Origin of the sequence: Actinoplanes sp. NPDC000266, from assembly GCF_042899005.1 — a bacterium.
In the GTDB taxonomy this organism is placed as follows: domain Bacteria; phylum Actinomycetota; class Actinomycetes; order Mycobacteriales; family Micromonosporaceae; genus Actinoplanes.
The window spans coordinates 173266-192640 of record NZ_JBIAZI010000001.1; the positions used below are offsets into that span (position 1 = coordinate 173266).

Below are 19375 nucleotides of genomic sequence, written 5' to 3' on the forward strand. Positions count from 1 at the left end.
CGGCGACGCTCATTCCGGATCGGAGCGGCTGAGGACGTGGACGCCGGCGGCGTACCGGAGGAGATCGGCGTCGCTCATGGTGCCACCGCCGCCGACGGTGACCTGCAGGGTGGCGTTCCAGGCGGTGAGGTCCACCGATAGGGTCGCCTGGCCGGCTCGACGGGTCAGCACGGCGTCCTGCCCATTAACCTTCTCGTTGACGCCGGTGAGTTGCTGCCGTATGCGCAGCACTGTGCTCGCCACCCCGGCGCCCGGCGAACGGAAGATCATTCGGGAGGCGGTGACGGTGTCGGCTTCACGTATCCCGCTGTCGCGCCGACGTCGCTGCCGGTCGTCTCGGCATGGCCGGCGTAAGCGCGCGCAACCGCGTAACCGAAGTTACGCTCCACCCAGGTGATTGTCGTGTGCCGTAGCCAGTGCGCGCTGATCTGCTGCGTCGCCACCCAGGGATGCCGGACGCCGAGTCGGACCCACAGATGGTCGCAGCGCCGGTACGTGATCGGCTCACCGTTGCGGTATCGCAGTAGCTGTGCGGTCGGTGGGGCCTTCCGTTCGACGGCATGCGCGTGCAGGTAACCCATCAGCGTCGGAGACACCGGCTGCCACCGGAACGTCCCACCCTTCTCCCGCGACAGGACCAAGCGCTGCTCCTCATCGAGATCTACCGGGCGTATCGCCAGCGCCCCGCCACTGCGGCATGCGGTCTCGACATGCAACCTGATCAGCAGACCGTCGAGCTCCGGATCGTCCCCGCTGCTGACCGCGACCTCGTAGATCTCCGACAAACGACTGTCTGGAAGCGCGCGCCGGGTCGACGAAAGACGCTTGGGCTTCGCGACCTTGAGCGCGGGAATTCTCTGCCTCGGTCATGAAGCCATCCGCGGTGGCCCGCCGATACAGGCACCGCAACGCGGAGATGACGTGCCTTTCCGCGCTGCGCCCACCACGGCCGTTACGCCGCTGGACCCGGTTCGCTTTGACGTCGGCGATCAACGTGCGGATCTCCGACGGGTTGATCTGGTCGATACGCCGATCACCCCAGCGCTCGACGGCCCGGTTCCAGTACGTCCCGTACGCCTTCAGCAAGCCGGCCGAGATCGACGCTGAGACAATGGGCACATACTCGGCGAACGTCGGCGCCGTGGGACGGACCGGAGCGCCGGCCACCAGATCGCTGGGAGAGATACCCATGCGCTCCAACAGCATTCGTGCGGCCTCGACGGTGGACTGATCGAGAGACGACTCACCCATCAACCCTCAGCTCCCCACGCCGAATCGAAAACCTGAGCGACGACCTCGTCGAGAACGACGGGCGGATGCGCCAGCAACAGACCACCGTCCGGGTGGCCGGCGAGCAGCACGCGGCTACCCGCGGACAGGTCGCACCAGCGCCGTGCGGCGAGCGGTAGATACAGGAACCGGCGGGCCGTCACCTGGAAGATGCCGCGGTTGTCGGCGTAGATGGCGACCAGCCCTCGGCTGACCCGGATCTCGAGCCGCTGGTTCGCCTCCCACCCCAGCGCGGCGATGAGCGCCTTGTCGGCGATGCGGCCGCCGGCGTCCAGGGTGCTCAGGCCGTAGATGGCTGTGCCGACCCGTTTTGTCGACAGCTTCAGCAAGGGCAGGGGAGGGCGAGCGGCCAGGGCGCCGCGTTGGTTCCAGCGGGGCGCCTCAGGGCTGCTGCGGGTGGGGATGACCGGCTGGATGACCGCCGGATTCAGCTCGGTCACGGCAGCCACCGCCGCAGCGGTGTGACTGATTTTGACCATGCCACTGATGCGTGGCAGCGTGGTCAGGCATGCCTGACCACCAGTACGTTGAATAACGCACGGATGCGATGAGGTTGTGTCCGGAGCCCAACGCGGGAGATATTCACACGGTGATTGTTGGCCGAGATCTATGCTGCACAATGTGACGGTACGAAAATTCGTCGGTTGTGTTGATGTTGCCTAGGAACTGAACGCCGAGACCCGCCCACTTTGCCGCGACGGCGGCGACGCCGATGAAAGCGTTGAGGTAGACTCTCGTTACATTCAGCCCTGCTCGACCCCGTTCACCGCACAATACTACTGCGGCAGAGTCGCACGCGCTGCCGCCGAGGCGCCCAGCGTGCCGGAAAAACGGTCCGAAGAGAGCCTCACTAAATCGCGGCCCGACGACTGCCAACTAAACCAATCCATCGAGCTCTTTTGGGTATCTCGCAAACGCCACGAGTGCTTCCGTCCCTAGGTCGCCTAGGTAGCCTCCACGCAAGTCCGCGCGGAACTTTGCATTTGACAGTCTGTCGGGTTCGTCGAGCATATATAGCAGATCGGACTGCCGCCTAGAATGTATTGCCCGAGCCGCAATAACAGCCACGGAGGGATTGCCGGCGGACAACGCTGATGCGCCAATATGCCAGAGGCCTTCCACCGAAGGAGGCTCATCCGGCTGGCCGGCAGTAAGCTTGACGAAAGCCTCTATTCCAATATGACTCAAGTCGGCATCGAAACGGCATGAAGCGGCCACAAGTGCGCCGGCTATCATCACTGGACGCGCGGCCTGCTTGGACTCTTCAGCCGCTCGCTCAAGCCATTCAAGTACGTTTTGCCACAATATCCTATGATCATGCTTAAGTGCATGAACTCCTATCCGCCAAGCAATTTCCGTTGACTTCGCAGCAATATGCTCCGAAGTTGGAGCTGGAAGTTTGTGTAGCAGCATCTCGCCGACCGCTTCTGCCTTACCTGTGCTGCGAAGCAACGTGTCTATGAGTAGCAGACCCAACTCGGACACGCGCGTGTCTGCGCCTACTGAGGAACTCACACCGATGTCGACTAGTTCTTTCAGCGCGGGATCCATCGGAACGATCGCGGAATCGCGACTCCTGGACTTTGCGGCTCCTGAGGCGACGGTTCTTCCATCCGTCTGAACTGCCTCAAAGGCGGCCGCCCGCCACGCCTGGCGTTGTGCGGCACGCCGTCGGGCTCTGCGTGCCGCAGAGGAATGAATCTGCATTAAACGAACTGCGCAAAGACTAACGCTCCTTGCTGCGCCCGTCTCGCCGCTTTCGGCCAATTTGTTGGACAAGGAAATCATGGACACAAGTGACGAAGAGACGAAATCTGCATTCCCAGGGCCGTGAATCTTAACTACTTTCCGTGCCAAGCGGAATAGCCTGGATCTCACGACTTGGTTTCTTCCAGGCACCAGGTTTATTACTTCCTCCTGCGCGTCTTTGAGCGTCCCAAGGCCGGATGCGATACGAACTCTAGTCCCTTGTTCAAATTCTTTTTGTTCCAGCAGTCTCCTTAGGTGTCGACGAGAAAGCATGAAGAAACCGCGCACCTTCTGCTCAATACCCGCGGATCTTTCACCGAGCACTTGGTCGATCGTCTTCACTACAATTGGTATAGAGTCGAGTGCCTCGCTCATCTCCATTGCTGCGGCCTGGCGGCGGCCAAGTCTGCGACCGAACGTTGCGAAACGCGACTGCCTCAGCGAGGTAAAATCCTTGGCAGCCTCGGCTGCGTTCGTTCGTCCGATCCAGCGCAACACTGCTAGCAGCAACGACACACCGAATACGACAACGGCGGCTAGCGAGAGCCAGGAGAAGGCGGCGCTGAGACGTCCATCTGTCGTCAATTTGAAGGAGGAAATCAGGACGAGAAAACTTGAAACATATGCGACGGTCAGTTGCCAGGGATGCCCTGCAGCTCTTGCCATGAAACCGGGCAAGCGCGTCGTGGAGAGTTGGACGGTGAAGACGTTCACCGTAATCACAGCAGCTAGCGACGCGATACCGTCCTGTATCTCTGGCTGAACTGGTGGAGCGTTCCAGGAATGGGAGTAGGTCCAGAACGCGCACGACGCGAGGGCGAATAATGTGCCTGCGGGTGGCAATACGCGACGGTTGAGCCAAATAACAAATGTGCGAACTCGGCCGATTCCAAGTACTGTCGGCCTCTCTTTACTTTCTCTCGAAATTACCGCGTCGAAGGTGCTTGCCAATTTATCTAGTTTTGCTTGGTGCATTCCCGCCGCCCTCGCAAGCTGCGGCAACACTTCGTAACCTCTCAGTGAACTGCGAGATGCCGTCGCGACTAGAGTTGCCCGTCCTTCGACGTAGCGGGTGCCTGCTCTAGACGTGACTAGCTGTATTGCCGCATCGACGAGATCTGCTCTGTTGACTAATAGTTCAACCGCCGCTGCTCTTGCTAAGAGTGAGAGCGAGCTGTCTTCGTAGGGATCAACAGATAGGTCGCTCAGCTTAAATAGGCGATCTAGTATCAATCGGGCCGAATCTAACGGAAGCCCACCCGATACAGGACCTACCAGCCTCAGAAGTGTTTGAGTCTTTTCTTTGCCAATAGCGGCTGGACTGTCAAGCGCTAGACCATTAAAAACCGTAGTCGCCAGGGCGCTATTGTTTGTAGCGTGGCGCACCAGTGCTGTGTGTGCCGCAGCTCTCCAGGGGTCGCCTTCTCTACTAGCCAATGAGATGAGTCCGTCGCAATCATCGCACGGTCGTGCGATGATTGCGACCCTCACTTCTGCTCTCGTGCGAATGTCTACCCCGAGGCTCCGAGTGGAACCGTTGTAACTATGCGCGGTTAGTGAACTATGCCGAGCGACAAAACCTGCAACCCAATCCGCACCAAAAAGCCAGAAGGTCGCGTTCCGCTTCTTGCGCGCAGTAGGACCGGCCGAAGGCGGACTGACGTCAACCATTCGCTTGTCTGTGATAACAAAGCCGGCGCCAGAATTTCGCATTATGGGTTCGGTTTTCGGAATTTCCGGCGTGGAAAAGTGTGCTTTGTTAGAACGCGCACGGCGTTGCTCGCGGCGCGGCAGCCTATTGATCAAATTGGCAATACTGATGACCAATGAGTCTGCAAGGAAGGTCGACACATCGTTCGCTGCGCGTCCAGTAGCATCAACAAATCTTGAGTTTACAACCCGTAGTTTGATGTAGAAGATGCGGGTTCGAATGGATGCACTGCCTAGCACAACTGCAGGAATGTCTGATCGTGACCGAAATGACCTTTCCCTACTTTGCCTCAAAGGTACCTCCCGTGGGGTTATCTGATTGGTTTTCGCTCATAATGAAGAGGGGTGACGAATCGCTCATTCGTTCGAGACCAGAAAAATATAGGTCTTGTGGTGGATCTGCAAAAGAGTTGGTTACTTCCCCGAGCAGGACGCTGACCTTCGAGCGAGCGTCTGCTGCCATTGCTTCTATCGGAGACGTGCTGCGTGCCGCCCAATCCTTCGCTTCGGTTGGCGCTGACGGGGCAATTGAAGACGCATCTGCGAGGTACAACTGCGACATTAAGATGTCATGCTGGCCGACTATAGCGACGAGAGGCTCTAGCTGGCTGACGCCATATCTGCTATTCAGCTGAGTGGCACCAGTGATGTGGAGGACCCGTACGCGCTCACCAGACGTCAGGTTAATCGCGTAAGAGGGATCGTCGCAAAGTCGCGTATTTTCAGGCTTCAGGAGCCGAATGTCTACGTCGGGTGCATCGCTGAAAGATAGGTAGCCGTTACCGCAGACGAAGGCGTCACGCGCGAGATGAGCTAGGTAGTTCCGTAAGGCTCCGATGTCTAGCATGTCAAGGATTTTACGCATGTTAGTGTCACTTGCATTCCCGCGCAGGGTAAGTCCTCTGCTTAGCAAAGTTGCAACTACATCGATAGCGCGACGAACTGATGGCATTTCATTATATACACGGCGCAGGACCGGTGTGCGTATTGCTAGATCGGAAACGTCGAATATGGGATTGCCGAACGTTACAACTAGCGGTGTGCTGGCGGCTTCGGCTCTTTGTTTCAGTCTCTTTGCCGTCGCCTGCCACCCGAACATGCGCACCGATTCTGCAGTGTGTTTTTGGGTGGCGGTGTCGGACTGCTGGATGTCGTGATTCAATGTAGCCATATCGCTATTTTTCAGGAATTTCGCAGCGACCTTCGCCCGCGAGAGCGTGCTCTCTATCGCATTTAAGCAAACCTCTATCTGTTGCTCGACTGAAGAATTAATTACCACGGCGTAGTTGAACGGATCTTCTCTAGACGCTGCGTTGACGGACCGCAACTCTGTGCCAACTTGTGCTTTCGCGGTCGACAAATATTCTGTCAAGCCGCGGTCGTTCCATCTCTCTTCTATGCGTTGTTCAGTGGTTCGGTCGAGCTTTACGCGTGGATGTGGTGCGGATTTTCCTTCCGTGCCCAGGACTGCAAACCCGTGCAGCCTGCCATTTAAGAAGTGTCCATGCTCGAAGTGCGCGAATCGAATATATTGCGGCTTGCTTTCCTTGTCGATGTCCGAGGTAGTCAGGATGCTGCACAGTTGCTCAATAGCGTCCATTGACGCTGCGACGTGTGCTCTTGTGGCGACCTGTGCGAAGGGCAGGTCTGGGTTAGCCCGCGCTGGCTGGTTAGCAGACATTACACCCCTTTGGGTCGTTGGCCTCAGGTGATGGCTCGTTCTTCCGTGGTTCGCATACTAGCGACACGACGTACCGCAGTGCTCAATTCGGAAGGCCGCGGGGTCTGTGGTTCAATTCTGCGCTGGACCCCTGTTTCGACGGGCGAGGTGTCCGTCGAAACGGGGCAGGCATGCTTCGCCAGACCGTAGGTTCGTGCCGGCATGCCGAAGGTAGGAGCTGTCGTGCTTATTGTGGTGCCTGCTCTCTGATGGGCTCCTGCCAAAGTCCACCGTGACTGGTCTTCGTGCGGGTCGCTGCGCACCGGTCCCGATGCCTCTGGTATAGCGAGAAGCTGCGGCAGACGGTATCCAGGTCGCTCACGCATTGGTACGCCGGCCCGCACCCGAACCCCGCCAAGGCCGCCCAGGGCACGCGCCTACACCGGCTCGAATCGGATCCGGTCACCGCTCCTGTCGTGAAGCGGATCTTCGCTGAGTACACCTCCGGGCGCGGTATGACCTCAGTCGCGCGGGGCCTCACACAGGACGGCATCTCGTGCCCCTCCGCGTACGACCGTGCGCGGAACCCCCATCGTCAGACGCAGGTGTGGGAGACGACCGCGGTCCGCGCCATCCTGCTTAACCCGCGCTACACCGGCCGCCAGGTATGGAACCGAGCGCGTACGGACGAGGTCCTAATCGACGTGGACGATGTCGCGCTGGGCCACGAGAACCGGCACCGCTGGAACGACCCGAGCCAGTGGGTCTGGTCGCGCACCGAATCACACGAGCCACTGATCAGCACTGACCTCTACGAACGCGTCCAGCAGACGATCAAGAAGCGTGGTACCAACAGCGACACCGGCAAGGCACCTCGCCACACCGGCAAGCCCTACCTGTTCCGCGGCCTGATCACCTGCGGTCTGTGCGAACGAAAGATGGTCGGTACCCCAACCATGGACGCCTGTACTACCGCTGCACCGCGAGCCGTGATTTCGTCCGCCAGCGTCAGATCAGCCACCCGCCGGCGCTCTATCTGCGCGAGGACGCGATCATCCGCCCAGTCGACGAGTTCCTTCGCCAAGAACTGACCGGGCGCAATCTGGCCGACAACCTCCGCCGCGTGGCTGACGCTCAGCATCGCGCTGCGCTCGCCGCGTACGGCGACACCGGCGAGGCCGAGAAGCTGCGCCAGACCATCGCCGACGCTGACAGGAAAATCAACGGATACCGGGCCACCCTCGACGCGGGCGGCGACCCGGCGCTCATCGCCGGCTGGATCGCAGAAACTACAGCGATTAAGAAAGCCGCTCAGGTTCGGCTCGGCCTCACCGATGCACCACCCCAGCGGAAGACCGCCAGCCAGCTCGACGCTATCGCGGAGGCGTTCAACGACCTTCTGGCTGTGCTCCGCGACGCCGACCCGCGTGACCGCGCTGAGCTGTACAGCAGGCTCGGGCTGCGGATGACCTACCAACCTGGCCCAGAAACACTGATGGCCGAGGTTGTCACCCCGGCCGATCTTCGTGTCTTTGATATGTGTCCGGAGGGGGACTTGAACCCCCACGCCCGATAAAGGGCACTAGCACCTCAAGCTAGCGCGTCTGCCATTCCGCCACCCGGACCTGCATGTTTAGCTTACCGGTTGCCTTCGCCGACTTTGCAGTCGGGATCGGCGGCCCGGCGAGCCGCACAGGAGAGAACTGTACACGGTGCTGTGGTGGGGGTTCTCCAGGGGTGGGAGGGGGGACATTGCGGGGCATATGACCTGGTTAAAAGGGGTGGTCTGGCGGTTGGTGGGCGGAACGGGCAGCATGGCTGCGTGTCTCAGGCCTCTCCTCTCGGTCCCGCTCGGCGGCGTGCGCAAGAACTGGCGGGGGCGGGGGATCTCGCTGGGGCCCGGGGTGTGCTCGAGAAAGCTGTGGAGCTGGGGAAAGTTAACCTGGCTGAGGACGATCCGGATGTTCTGCTCACTGCGTATGAACTCGGGACGATTCTTCAGCTTGTGGATGACCCTATGGCGGCTCGGCGGGTGCTGGAGGAGACGTACGCGTCCGGGCTCTGGAGGCTTGGGGATTCTGATCCGCTGATGTTGCGGATCTCGCATGACATCGGGGTGGTCGCGGAAGAGCTGGGGAACCGGCATGAAGCCCGGAAGGCCTTCATGCGGGTGGCTGAGCTTGGGCCGGGGGTGCTTGGGGAAGGGCATCCGGCGGTGGCGCGGGCGCGGGGCTATCTCGGGCCGGAGCAGCCGCAAGCGGCGGAGCCGGTGGCGGTGGTCGCGCCGGTGGTGGAGGAGCCGACTACGGCGCTGCCGATGGTGCAACCGCCGTCGCCGGCCAACCAGCGGACGTGGGCGCCCGAGGATGGGGCCCGGATCCCGCAACAGAGGTGGAGCCAGGCCGAGGAGCCGACGATCGCGCAGCCGGCTGTTGCGCCGCAGGCGCCGTACGTGCCTCAGCGGGCGGCTGTGGAAGCGCCGCCTTCTTTCTATGCCGGCGGGGCGGCTGCGGGTGCTGGTTATCCACAGGGTGCTGCTTCGCCGGCGTACGGGAAGAAAGGTCTTGGGATCTTCGCGGCCATCGCCGCGGTGCTGGCTGCTCTGATCGCGGTGGCGGCGCTGGTGTTCGTGCTGGCCAATCGGACGGGTGAACCTGCTGGGGATCCGGATGTGCCAACTCTGGGTGGGGCGGCTCCTTCTGATGTACGTCTGCGGGACGGCGGTAGTGCGATCACTGTCACGTGGGCCGATCCGTCCGGCGGGTCGGTGTCCTTCATGGTCACCATGGGGCGTCCGGGGCAGGAACTGAAGCCGGTTTCGACGCTGGGACCTGGGCAGACGTCCTTTGAGATGTCGGGGTTGAACGGGGAGCTGAACTACTGCTTCGCGGTGGTGGCGGTGTATCGGAACGATCAGTTCGCCACGTCGCCGCAGGCGTGTACGGCGCGGGCCACGGCTACTCCGCGATAGATCGTGATCACTCTCCGAGAGCTTGATCACTGAGCGCTACGGGACTTATCCACAATGGGTACCAAGCGCTACGCCGATCCCCCTATGATGGCCTCCGTTCTTGACCGCCATGAATGTGACGGCCGACGGGGAGGTAGTGGCAGTGACCAGCGAGGATCAACCGAAGCGACGGTGGCGACGCCGTGGCTACCTGGTCACGATGGCCACTGTGCTGAGTCTGGCCGGTGGGCTCGGGCTCACCGTGCTCGGGCTCGGGTCGGCCGATCAAGCCGTGGCCAGCTTCGACGCGGCCTCGTGGGTGTGGAGCCGGGCCAAGGGTGAGGTGGCGCGGGTCAACGGCGTCACGGCCAAGGTGGACACGCGGGTCGACGTGCCTCAAGCGCGCGGTCATCAGGTGCAGATCGTGCAGAACGATCGCTTCGTGATCCTGCGCGACGTCAACACCGGCGCGATCGGGTCGATGGATCTGACGACCCTGGAGAAGTTCTGGGACGACTCGACCAGCTCCGGCATCGGGGTGCGCGTCGCGCTGCACGAGGACTCGGTCTTCGTGATCGACACCGTGCAGGGGCGGGTGCAGCAGCTCGAGCCGAAGACGCTGGGGCAGGTGGGCCAGCCGTTGCAGTTCCCGCCGGGCATCGCGGGCGGTGTGTTCGACGGCAAGGGCAAGCTGTGGATCGCCTCGCCCAGCGAGGGCACGGTCACGGCGATCACCCCGGCCGCGATGTCGTCGGAAGGGCCTGAACAAGGGGGCCCACGCAAGGAACGGACGGAATCCGTCGCAGGGCCGAGCCATGATCTCGTGTTGTCCACGCTCGACGACGGGGTCGCGGTGCTCAACCGGACGACGAACGCGCTGAGCACGGTCCGCGAGGGGCAGGCGAAGCCGAAACCGGTGACGTTGCCGCTGGCCGGGCCGGGCACGCTGCCGCCGCACACCGAGGGCAAGCAGGTGCCGGTGACGGTGCCGGGCGACCGGCATGTGTACGTGGTGGGCGACGACAAACTGCGCAGTGACTTCGCGGTGCCCGGTGACGGTGAGAACCTGCAGCCGGCGGTGGCCTGGCAGGGCTACTTCTACGTGGCCGACGCCGACGGGTCGGTGCACGTGTTCGACTCGGCCGGCGCGCGGCAGAAGGACATCAGCTTCGCCAACCCGGGTGGGCCGCTGGAGCTGGAGGTCCGCGAGGGCTACCTGTTCATCAACGCGCCGGGCTCGCAGGCGGCGCGGGTCGTCGACAACCAGCACACGGTTCGTACGGTCGACAAGTACGCCGACGACGTGCTCGGTGGCGACCCGCCGCAGACACCGCCGCAGGCCCCGCCTCCGCCGCCCAAGCCCAAGAAACCAGTGGTGACCAAGCCGGGCGCGCCGAAGAACGTGCGGGCGGCGGCGGGCAACGCCGAGGCGCGGGTGACGTGGCAGGCCGCGCAGGACAACGGGGCCGCGATCTTCAAGTACGTGGTGGTGGGCTCCGGGCGTACCTTCCAGGTTGGCGCCGACCAGCGGGCGCTGACCATACCGGGGCTGGTGAACGGGCAGACCTACTCGTTCACCGTGAGCGCCGTCAACAAGAAGGGCGCCGGGCCGGCCCGTACGAGCAATGCCGTGAAACCGACCTCCGAGGTGCCGGACGCGCCGACCGCGGTGACCGCCGAGGCCAAACCGGACGGCTCGGTCCTGGTGAGCTGGCCGCCCGCGAACGGGCAGGGGCTCGAGATCCGGCGCTACACGGTCACGGCGATCTCCGAGGGCGGCAGCGCGCCGATCGGCGACACCGCCGAGCCGACACTGACGATCAAGAGCGGACAGCTCGAGTACGGCAAGCAGTACGCGTTCACGGTCGTCTCGGTCAACGAGCGCGGCGCCGGGTCGAAGGCGTCGCCGGTCAGCGGCAGCGTGGTGCCGTTCACGGCGCCGGGCAAACCGGAAGGCGTCGACGCGGCGACGGTCGGCGACCAGGCCGGGTCGATCTCGGTGGCGTGGCAGCCGTCGGTGGACAACGGGCGGACAATCACCAAGTACGTGGTCGCGGCGGGCGGCAAGACCACCGACGTCACGGCGGGTACGGCCACGACGCTGACTGGTTTCGAGTCGGGTGTCAACGTCGCGGTCGAGGTGCGGGCGGTCAACGAGGCCGGCGAGAGTGAGCCGGGCACGGCCACCGCGCGGACGGTGGCGTCGCCGAAGGTGACGGTGACCGGGGTGAGCTCGACGTTCAACGCGGCCACGGTGGCGTTCAGCGTGGACGCGGGCGGTGGCACGGCGAGCTGCTCGGTGGCGGCGACCGGCGGGGCGACCGCGAAGGGCAGCTGCTCCAGCCTGAAGGTGAGCGGGCTCAAACCGAGCACGTCCTACACGTTCACGGTCACGGCGTCGAACGCGGCGGGCACGGTCCAGGCGAAATCGACCAAGACGACCGCGAACCTGTACGGCACGGCGACGTGCAAGAACGGTGAGAAGGGCGAGACGGCGACGTACTGCGACAAGGACGTCGACGGGCGCAACGGCAACGAGATCTTCAAGGGCACATCGCAGCAGGGCACCCAGGTCGGCTGGGCCAAACCGGGGACGCGGCTGCAGGCGTACTGCAAGAAGAACGGTGAAGAGGTCTACGCCTACATCTACAACAACGAGAAGCGCAGCACCTGGTGGGTCCAGGTCAACTACAGCGGCAAGAACTACATCCCGTGGGCGTGGCTCAACCTCGACGGTGGGGACGACCTGAACGACCTGCCCAACTGCTGAGGTAACAAAAGTGACTGAACCCCTTCCGCCGCAGCACATCCAGGGCTTCGCCCAGGTCGCGGCCGCGCTCGCCGAACGGATCGGCGCGGTCGTGCTGGGCAAGCCGGACGTGGTCGAGCTGGCGCTGACGGCGCTGTTCGCCCAAGGGCACGTGCTGCTCGAAGACGTGCCCGGGGTCGGCAAGACGACGCTGGCCCGGGCGCTGGCGGCGTCGGTGCAGGGGCAGTGGCGGCGCATCCAGTTCACGCCCGATCTGCTGCCGTCCGACGTCTCCGGGGTGACGATCTTCAACCAGGCCAGCCGCGGGTTCGAGTTCCATCCGGGGCCGGTGTTCGCCAACATCGTGATCGCCGACGAGATCAACCGGGCGTCGCCCAAGACGCAGTCGTCGCTGCTGGAGGTGATGGAGGAGCGCCGGGTCACGGTGGACGGCGTGCCGCATCCGGTGCCGCAGCCGTTCCTGGTGGTGGCGACGCAGAACCCGGTCGAGATGGACGGGACGTACCGGCTGCCGGAAGCGCAGCTCGACCGGTTCCTGGTCAAGCTGTCGGTGGGCTACCCGAGCGAAGAGGTCGAGGTGGAGGTGCTGCGCGGGGCGGCGCTGCGGTCGCCGGACGCGCTGGAGCCGGTCACGGACACGGCGACGATCGGGGAGATGGTGCGCATGGCTACGCATGTGCACATCGCGGATCCGCTTTACACGTACGCGGTGCGGCTGGCCGCGGCGACCCGCAACCACCCTCAGGTTCGCGTGGGGGTCAGCCCTCGTGGGGTGATCGCGCTGACGCGGGCGGCGTGCGCGTACGCGCTGATCCACGGCCGGGGGTTCGTACTTCCGGAAGATCTCAAGACGCTGCTCGGGCCGGTCTTCGCACATCGCGTGCTGCTGTCGGCCGACGCGCAGTTGCGCGGGGTGACCGCGGCCGAGGTGCTGGACGACGCGGTCCGGTCGGTGCCGGTGCCGCTGCCCGACACCACCCGCGTCGCGGCCGGGGCGTGACCAGCGCCCCCGCCGCCGGTGAGCCGCCGCTGCCGGTCGGCAGCGCTCCGCCGACCGGCGGCGGCCCCGCCAGCACTGGCAGTGCGGCCAGCACGGGCCGTTCGGCCAGCACGGGCCGTTCGGCCAGCACGGGCCGTTCGGCCAGCACGGGCCGTTCGGCCAGCACGGGCCGTTCGGGTGGCGCGGGCGGTTCGGGTGGGGCGGGCAATGTGGGCGCCGCGAGGAACCCGGGTGGTTCGGGCGAAGCTGCTGCGGCGGCTGTCTTGCGGCGCTGGCGCCGGACCGGGGTCACTGGCCGGGGTGCGGGGCTCATTGTCGCGGCGGCGGGGCTGATCGCGGTGGGGTTCCGGTACGGGTATCCGGATCTGGCTCTGCTCGGGGCGGCCGGGGTCGTCGCCCTTGTCTGTGCGGTCGGGTTTGCGTTGTGGCGGCCGAAGCTCGGGGTTGAGCGGGCGGCCGATCCGGATCGGGTGGCTCGCGGTGAAGCGGCTCGGATGACGTTGACCGTCCGGAACGCCAGCCGGGTGCGGGCGGCCAATCTGATCGCCAGCGATCGCTGTGGTGGTGGGGCGGTGCCTGTGCCGTTGTTGCGCCTGCGGCCGGGGCGGGACACGACCGTGGACTATCCCGTGCCGACCAGCCGTCGTGGGGTTGTGCCGGTCGGGCCTTTGCGCGTCACGCGGGGGGATCCGCTTGCGCTGGTGACGCTTTCGAGGACGTACGGCGGAATCGCTCATGTCTGGGTCCATCCCCGGATCCACCTGTTGCGGGCGGTGCCGGCGGGGATGGCGCGCAGCCTTGATGGGCGCATCGACAAGGTGCCTCAAGGGACGATCACGTTCGACACGCTGCGCGAATACGTGATCGGTGATGAGATGCGGCGGGTGCACTGGCGGAGCAGCGCCAAAGTGGGCGAGCTGATGGTGCGCGAGCAGCTCGACACGTCGGAGCCGACGATCGTGGTGCTGCTCGACGATCGGGCGGTGGCGCATCCGGAGGTGCGCGACGGGGTGGCCGAGTCGTTCGAGGCGGCGTGCGAGGCGGCGGCGTCGATCGTGGCGGCCGCGGTTCGTGAGGATCTGCCGGTCAGCCTGCATCTGGTGAGTGAGGTGACGACCGGGCCCTATCTGGATGTGCTGACCGAGGCGACGCTTCGCGAAGGTGATCTGGCGGCGACGCTGCGGCGGATGCGTTCCCAGCGGCTCGGGGACACGCTGGTCTTTCTGACCGGTCCGGGTGGGCGCGGCGACCTCGGCTCGGTGAGTGGATTGCGGGGTCCGTACGCGGTGGTGCTGGCCGGGCTCCTCGGTGACCGGGACGGCGCGCCCGTCTCCGCCGGCGACGGCCTGATCGTCATCGACGCCGCCGATGGCGCCGAGTTCGCCGCCGCCTGGGACGGGGTTCGGGGATGGTGAAACGCCGCCCGGGGCGGGGTTCCGGGATCGTGAAGCGCCGCCCGGGGCGGGGTTCGCGGATGGTGAAGCGCGGGCTGGGGGAGAGGAACGGCCGCGCGGGTTTTTGCGGCGGGGTGCGCGCATGAGCAGGTGGGTGCGGGCGGGGATCGTTGCGGTGGCGCTGGCCGGGATGGTGACGCTGTCGGGAGTGGTGCTGGGGCGGATCTTCGCCGGGGCGCTTCTGGTGCAGCTTGTCGCGGGGGCGGCGGCCGGCTCCGTCGGGGTCGGGCTGGCGGTTCGGCGGCTGCCGAACTGGGTGGTGGCTCCGCTGTCGGCGGTGCTGCTGGCGGCGTACACCCTCGTGGCCTTGAAGATCGCTGCGGTTCGGGCCGAGACGGCGGGGGAGCTGCCCGACATCGTGCGCGAGTCGCTGGTGAACGGGATTCCGCGGCTGCTCACGGCCCTGATTCCGGTGGAGGCCACGCCGGACACTGTTGTCGTGCCGGTGATCGCGGCCTGGCTGGCGGGGCTGGCGGGGGCCGAAATCGCGGTGCGCGGCGGGCGTGTGCTGCTCGGGCTGCTGCCGGCGGTCGCGCTTTACGCCGGAGCGCTGTACGTCGTCGGGCCGAACGCGGACACCGCCCGGTGGACGACCCTGGTCTTCGCGGGGCTTGCCGTGGTGGCGCTGGCCGCCAGCGCGCGCGGTGCCGATCAGCCCCGGATGGCCGAGGGGAAGGCGGTGCGGGGGCGGGCCGGAGCGGCGGTGGGGTTGGTGATCGTTCTCGGACTTGTCGCCACCGTCGGGCCGTGGGTCGGTGGGCGGGTGGGCGCCACGCCGGTCGATCCGCGCCGCTACGTCGAGCCACCGCAGGTGGACAGCCTCGACGAGAGCCCGCTCAACCGGATCTCCGGATGGGCGCTGCGGCCGAAAGATCCGCTGCTGCGGGTCTCCCCGGCGAACGGGGCCAAGGGCAAGGTCGTTCGGCTGCGGCTGGCCGTGCTGCCCGACTACGACGGCGTGACCTGGCGCGTCGGCGCTACCTATCGCAATGCCGGGCGGGTGCTTCCGCAGCTGCCGCGGCCCGCTGACACCGACATTTCGGTGGTACGCCAAGACGTCACGATCGACGGGCTCGCCGGGCGGCTCCTGCCCGTCGTGCCGGCGCCGACCGAAGTGTCGGGGGCGCGGGTCGCCTTCGACGCGGCGACGGGCACGCTGATCCGGCCCGAAGGGCTCACCACGGGATTGACATATTCGGTCACGTCCGAGCTGCAGGCGCCCGATCTGAACCTGCTGCCGACGGCCGAGACGCCGTCCGGTGACGCGGTCGCGCGCTATCTGACCGTCGGGGCCGACGTGCCGCCCGAGATCCAGCGGCTGGCCGATCAGCTGGCCGAGGACAACGGGGCGGCGTACGACCGCGCGATGGCGATCCAGGAGTTCATCGCCGAGCACTATCGGCGGGTCGCGGACGCGCCGAGCGGGCACGCCTACCCGAACCTCAAGTTCTTCCTCTTCGGGCCGCGCCAGCAGGGCGGGCAGGTCGGCACCTCGGAGCAGTTCGCGGCGTCGTTCGCGCTGCTGGCCCGGATCGCCGGGCTGCCGAGCCGGGTGGTCGTCGGCTTCGACGCGCCGGCCGCCGGCGGCACGGTCACCGCCGGTAACGCCATCGCCTGGCCGGAAGTGCTGTTCGAAGGGCTGGGCTGGGTGGCGTTCGACCCGATGCCCAAGAGCAAGGACCCGCGGCCGGTCGAGGAGGACTTCCTGCCGAAGCCGACCCCGCCGTCCACCCCGCCCTCGCAGCCACCGGCGCCGTCCGAGACGCCGCCGAGCTCGGCCGCCCCGACCCTGCTGGCCGCCCCGCCGGGTGAGGGCCCGCCGGCGGCGGTGGTGGCCGGGGGCGCCTCCGCGTCGGTGCTGGTCCTGCTGGTCGCCGCGGCCGGGGCGATCGCGGTGATGCGCCGGTCCCGGCGCCGGCATCGGCTGGCCGCCGGCACCCCCGACGACCGGATCGCCGGCGCTTGGTCGGAGTTCACCGACGCGCTGCGACTGGCGGGCCGCCCGATCCCCGCCCATCTCGCGGCCACCGAAGCGGCTGCGTACGCCCTGAAGCCGGAACCGGCGCGCAAAAGCTTGAGACGCGCCGTTCCCGGGTCCGAGCCGAGCGAGGACCTGCCGCCCCTCGACGACCTGGTCGCAGGCATCAACACGGTCGGTTTCGCACCCGGATCGGCCGACGACGCTCAGGCCGCCCGCGCCGGTGGGCAGGCTGTCGCCTACGCGGCCGCGCTGCGAGCCCGCCGCTCCTGGTGGCGGCGTGTGTGGTGGAGCGTCCATCCCGGCCCGCTGCGATGGAGCCGCCGGACGTGAGCGGCGACGGTCGCCGACGCCGGCCGTCCATCGTGGATGCTCTATGCTCTGCCGGCCCGGAATCCCGGGCCGGTACGGGGAGTCCCCATGAGAAAATTCTTACTGTCCCTCTTGGCGGCGGTTCTCGCCGCCACCACTTTGACGAGCACGCCCGCCTCCGCGGCCGATTCCTGCGGCGGCACCCTGGCCATCGGCGCGATCGCCGGCTGTGAGTCGATCAGCGGCAGCCAGGAGCACGTCTACTTCGTCACCGTTCCACGGGCGAACGACGTTCTGTACACCATGCTGACCCGCGGGAGCGGCGAGTCGGCCCAGGCCCGGGTCTCCGGCCCGAACGGCGCCGACATCTGCACCATCCAGTCGGATGCCGGCCGGTGCCAGCTCAAGGGCGCCGGCACCTACAAGGTCATCGTGTCGCTCTACTTCGGCGGAACGGGTGACTACACGCTCGGCGTGCAGTCGCTCAAGTCGCCGTCGGCCTGCACGACCCTGCCCGCCTCGTTCTTCGCGTTCACGTCGACCGGGCAGGCCGGCTCGCTGCCGGCCGGCGCGCCCGGCGACTGCTTCCGGTTCAACCAGCCGGCCGGCAGCGTGCTGCGCCTCTGGTCGCCCAAGGGCAACGGCGACATCCAGGGCGACATCCTCGACGCCGATCTGCAGCCGGTCTGCCAGATCCGGTACGCCCAGTACTGCACGCTCACCGGCACCGGCCCCTACCGGCTGAACCTGGCCGAGTACTACGGCGCCGAGACTCCGTACACCCTGCGGATGTCGCGTATCTCGGACGCGGCCGGCTGCCAGGTGCTGCGGACCGCGCCGTTCGGCGATCCCACCGCGTACGCGGGGTCGGGCTCTCTGCCGCAGCAGGAGGACATCGCCTGCCACAAGACGCACGTGGCCGCACCCGGCACGCTCGGGGTGCGCGTCTTCAACGCCCAGAGCATTGCCTGGACGGTGTACGACGACGCGGGGCAGCCGATCTGCTCGAAGTGGGGCCGGGAGCCGTGTGCCGTGCCCGCGGCCGGTGACTACACGGTCATCTCGGAGAGCCAGGACTGGAACCCGATCAGCTTCCAGATCGCACTGCCCGCCCTGATGCGGAACGTGGGTTGTTCGGCCGCGACCGGGCTGACGTGGGCCGCGGACGCCCTGGTCGTCAAGCAGACCTCGGCCGTGCAGACCAACTGCCACCCGTTCCGGGCCGATGCGGGCGACCGGGTCATCGCGTACGCCGCCGCGACGAGTTACAACGAGGCGCGCAAGACGATCGTCGACAGCACCGGTGCCGAGGTCTGCCCCGGCCTCGACGACGAAGACGGTTGCGTCCTGCCGGCCACCGGCACCTACCGGGTCGTCTCCTATCTCGACAACTGGAACGCCGATCAGAGCGAGCAGACCTACAAGCTGCAGGTGCGCCGGCTCTCCCAGCCCGCCGGCTGCCCGGTCGTGCGGCCAGGCGCCTACAACGAGCCGCCCGCGGGAGCGGCCGGGCCGATCCGGTGCCGGACGCTGGTCGTGACCGAGCCGGGCGCCTACACCGTCCGGGCCTTCGACGGTGAGAACCAGCAGACGTACGGGCAGTTGTACGACGGCACCGGCCGCAAGGTGAACGCGGGCGGCCTGCCGGCCGGCCGGTACACGTTCGTGCTGAACGGCGGAGTCACCACGTCGGTCATCGACAACGACTTCACGTACGTCACCTCGTTCCTGCCGGCCGAGCCGGCCGGTTGCCCGGCCGTGGCCACCGACGGCCTGACCGGTGCCCCGTGGCACGCCCAGTTCACGGCGGCCGGGCAGGTGCTGTGCCGCCGGCTCGACCTGCCGCAGGGCGCGCGGCTGGCTCAGCTGCGGCCGACCGACGGATTGGCTCCCGACGCACATCTGCTCGACGCCGACGGGGAGTACATGTGTGACTCGTCCACGCTGACCCAGTACAGCTGCGCGCTCGACAAGCCCGGCCCGTACACCGTCGTCGTCGAGCAGGATCAGGGCGACGCGCCGGGCGCTTTCACCACGGCGTTCGCCCGCGTCGACGGCTCGCCCGACTGCCCGGAGCTACCCGCCGGGACCGACGGCGCGGACGCTCGCACGGGCAACGACCGGGTCGCCGCCTGTTTCCGCATCCCGGCCGATCAGCACGCCGCTCGGGAGGCGTTCGCCTGGCAGCGCACGGCGGGTGACGGCACTGCCCGGCTCGCGGTCTACGGCGCCGACGGCGTGCGGTACTGCCGTACGGGAGCCTTTGCGGAGCGTACGGTCACGTGCGCGCTGCCGGCCGGTCCGCTGACCGCGGTGCTGGAGGGCCCGTCCGCGGACGCCGCCTTCCGTCTCTCCCGCACTGCCACATCCTGACCGGGTACCGCCGCCGGGCAATGCCCGGCGGCGGCCGCCTCCGGTGAACCGTCCACCCCGGCCGCTGCGATGGAGTCGCAAAGCTGATGGGTGGCGATTCCGGCATCGACCCGCGCGGGGCTGCTCGCC

General features: G+C 66.4%; 13 protein-coding genes, 1 tRNA gene and 1 pseudogene. 9 read left to right on the forward strand and 6 right to left on the reverse strand.

The window, feature by feature from the left end; genetic code table 11:
• Positions 1 to 9: 9 nt before the first annotated feature.
• Positions 10 to 270 carry a hypothetical protein gene (locus ACFY36_RS00785; RefSeq protein ID WP_499743777.1) on the reverse strand — a complete coding sequence of 87 codons (261 nt, stop codon included), beginning with the start codon at positions 268 to 270 and terminating at the stop codon, positions 10 to 12.
• On the reverse strand, positions 267 to 785 hold the full coding sequence (locus ACFY36_RS00790; RefSeq protein WP_499743778.1) for a tyrosine-type recombinase/integrase: 519 nt from the start codon (positions 783 to 785) through the stop codon (positions 267 to 269). The genes ACFY36_RS00785 and ACFY36_RS00790 overlap by 4 nt, the downstream gene beginning before the upstream one ends.
• A gap of 83 nt (positions 786 to 868) precedes the next feature.
• Here ACFY36_RS00790 and ACFY36_RS00795 point away from each other — a divergent pair, with 83 nt between their 5' ends.
• Complete coding sequence (locus tag ACFY36_RS00795) at positions 869 to 1231, forward strand: hypothetical protein (RefSeq protein WP_499743779.1); 363 nt, start codon at positions 869 to 871, stop codon at positions 1229 to 1231.
• 19 nt (positions 1232 to 1250) lie between these two features.
• On the opposite strand, the gene ACFY36_RS00800 is transcribed toward ACFY36_RS00795, so the two are convergent.
• The 3 genes from ACFY36_RS00800 to ACFY36_RS00810 all read right to left on the reverse strand — a co-directional run bounded on the left by ACFY36_RS00800 (position 1251) and on the right by ACFY36_RS00810 (position 6349).
• Positions 1251 to 1730 carry a hypothetical protein gene (locus ACFY36_RS00800; protein ID WP_499743780.1) on the reverse strand — a complete coding sequence of 160 codons (480 nt, stop codon included), beginning with the start codon at positions 1728 to 1730 and terminating at the stop codon, positions 1251 to 1253.
• Between the two features lie 436 nt (positions 1731 to 2166).
• The gene (locus ACFY36_RS00805; RefSeq protein ID WP_499743781.1) at positions 2167 to 4014 is read right to left on the reverse strand and encodes a hypothetical protein; all 1848 of its coding nucleotides are present in this window, start codon (positions 4012 to 4014) and stop codon (positions 2167 to 2169) included.
• Between the two features lie 1015 nt (positions 4015 to 5029).
• On the reverse strand, positions 5030 to 6349 hold the full coding sequence (locus ACFY36_RS00810) for a hypothetical protein (protein WP_499743782.1): 1320 nt from the start codon (positions 6347 to 6349) through the stop codon (positions 5030 to 5032).
• A 575-nt stretch (positions 6350 to 6924) separates the two neighbouring features.
• Here ACFY36_RS00810 and ACFY36_RS00815 point away from each other — a divergent pair.
• Both ACFY36_RS00815 and ACFY36_RS00820 read left to right on the forward strand, forming a co-directional pair.
• Positions 6925 to 7194: pseudogene (locus ACFY36_RS00815) on the forward strand (recombinase family protein); the annotation flags it as partial.
• Positions 7195 to 7334: 140 nt separating this feature from the next.
• Positions 7335 to 7985, forward strand: coding sequence for a hypothetical protein (locus ACFY36_RS00820; RefSeq protein WP_499744863.1), 651 nt, complete (start codon positions 7335 to 7337; stop codon positions 7983 to 7985).
• On the opposite strand, the gene ACFY36_RS00825 is transcribed toward ACFY36_RS00820, so the two are convergent.
• Positions 7950 to 8034: transfer RNA gene (locus ACFY36_RS00825), tRNA-Leu, on the reverse strand. The two genes, ACFY36_RS00820 and ACFY36_RS00825, sit on opposite strands and share 36 nt — an antisense overlap.
• Positions 8035 to 8315: 281 nt before the next feature.
• Between ACFY36_RS00825 and ACFY36_RS00830 the strand changes: the two genes are divergently transcribed.
• From ACFY36_RS00830 to ACFY36_RS00855, 6 genes are all read left to right on the forward strand, one after another.
• Entirely contained in the window at positions 8316 to 9380 is a 1065-nt protein-coding gene (locus ACFY36_RS00830) for a fibronectin type III domain-containing protein (protein ID WP_499743783.1), read from the forward strand.
• Positions 9381 to 9489: 109 nt separating this feature from the next.
• Positions 9490 to 12129, forward strand: coding sequence for a fibronectin type III domain-containing protein (locus ACFY36_RS00835; protein WP_499744838.1), 2640 nt, complete (start codon positions 9490 to 9492; stop codon positions 12127 to 12129).
• A gap of 10 nt (positions 12130 to 12139) precedes the next feature.
• Positions 12140 to 13129: an AAA family ATPase gene (locus ACFY36_RS00840; protein ID WP_499743784.1), complete on the forward strand. Its 990-nt coding sequence runs from the start codon at positions 12140 to 12142 to the stop codon at positions 13127 to 13129.
• Between the two features lie 263 nt (positions 13130 to 13392).
• Positions 13393 to 14544, forward strand: coding sequence for a DUF58 domain-containing protein (locus tag ACFY36_RS00845; RefSeq protein ID WP_499743785.1), 1152 nt, complete (start codon positions 13393 to 13395; stop codon positions 14542 to 14544).
• A 121-nt stretch (positions 14545 to 14665) separates the two neighbouring features.
• Entirely contained in the window at positions 14666 to 16894 is a 2229-nt protein-coding gene (locus ACFY36_RS00850; protein WP_499743786.1) for a transglutaminase TgpA family protein, read from the forward strand.
• A gap of 87 nt (positions 16895 to 16981) precedes the next feature.
• On the forward strand, positions 16982 to 19246 hold the full coding sequence (locus ACFY36_RS00855) for a hypothetical protein (RefSeq protein WP_499743787.1): 2265 nt from the start codon (positions 16982 to 16984) through the stop codon (positions 19244 to 19246).
• Positions 19247 to 19375: the final 129 nt, after the last annotated feature.

Coding starts and splice junctions, on each gene's coding strand:
- ACFY36_RS00810 (WP_499743782.1), bottom strand. CDS start 6,349: ATGGACGCTATTGAGCAACTGTGCAGCATCCTGACTACCTCGGACATC.
- ACFY36_RS00805 (WP_499743781.1), bottom strand. CDS start 4,014: ATGCACCAAGCAAAACTAGATAAATTGGCAAGCACCTTCGACGCGGTA.
- ACFY36_RS00850 (WP_499743786.1), top strand. CDS start 14,666: ATGAGCAGGTGGGTGCGGGCGGGGATCGTTGCGGTGGCGCTGGCCGGG.
- ACFY36_RS00855 (WP_499743787.1), top strand. CDS start 16,982: ATGAGAAAATTCTTACTGTCCCTCTTGGCGGCGGTTCTCGCCGCCACC.
- ACFY36_RS00785 (WP_499743777.1), bottom strand. CDS start 270: ATGATCTTCCGTTCGCCGGGCGCCGGGGTGGCGAGCACAGTGCTGCGC.
- ACFY36_RS00795 (WP_499743779.1), top strand. CDS start 869: ATGAAGCCATCCGCGGTGGCCCGCCGATACAGGCACCGCAACGCGGAG.
- ACFY36_RS00835 (WP_499744838.1), top strand. CDS start 9,490: ATGAATGTGACGGCCGACGGGGAGGTAGTGGCAGTGACCAGCGAGGAT.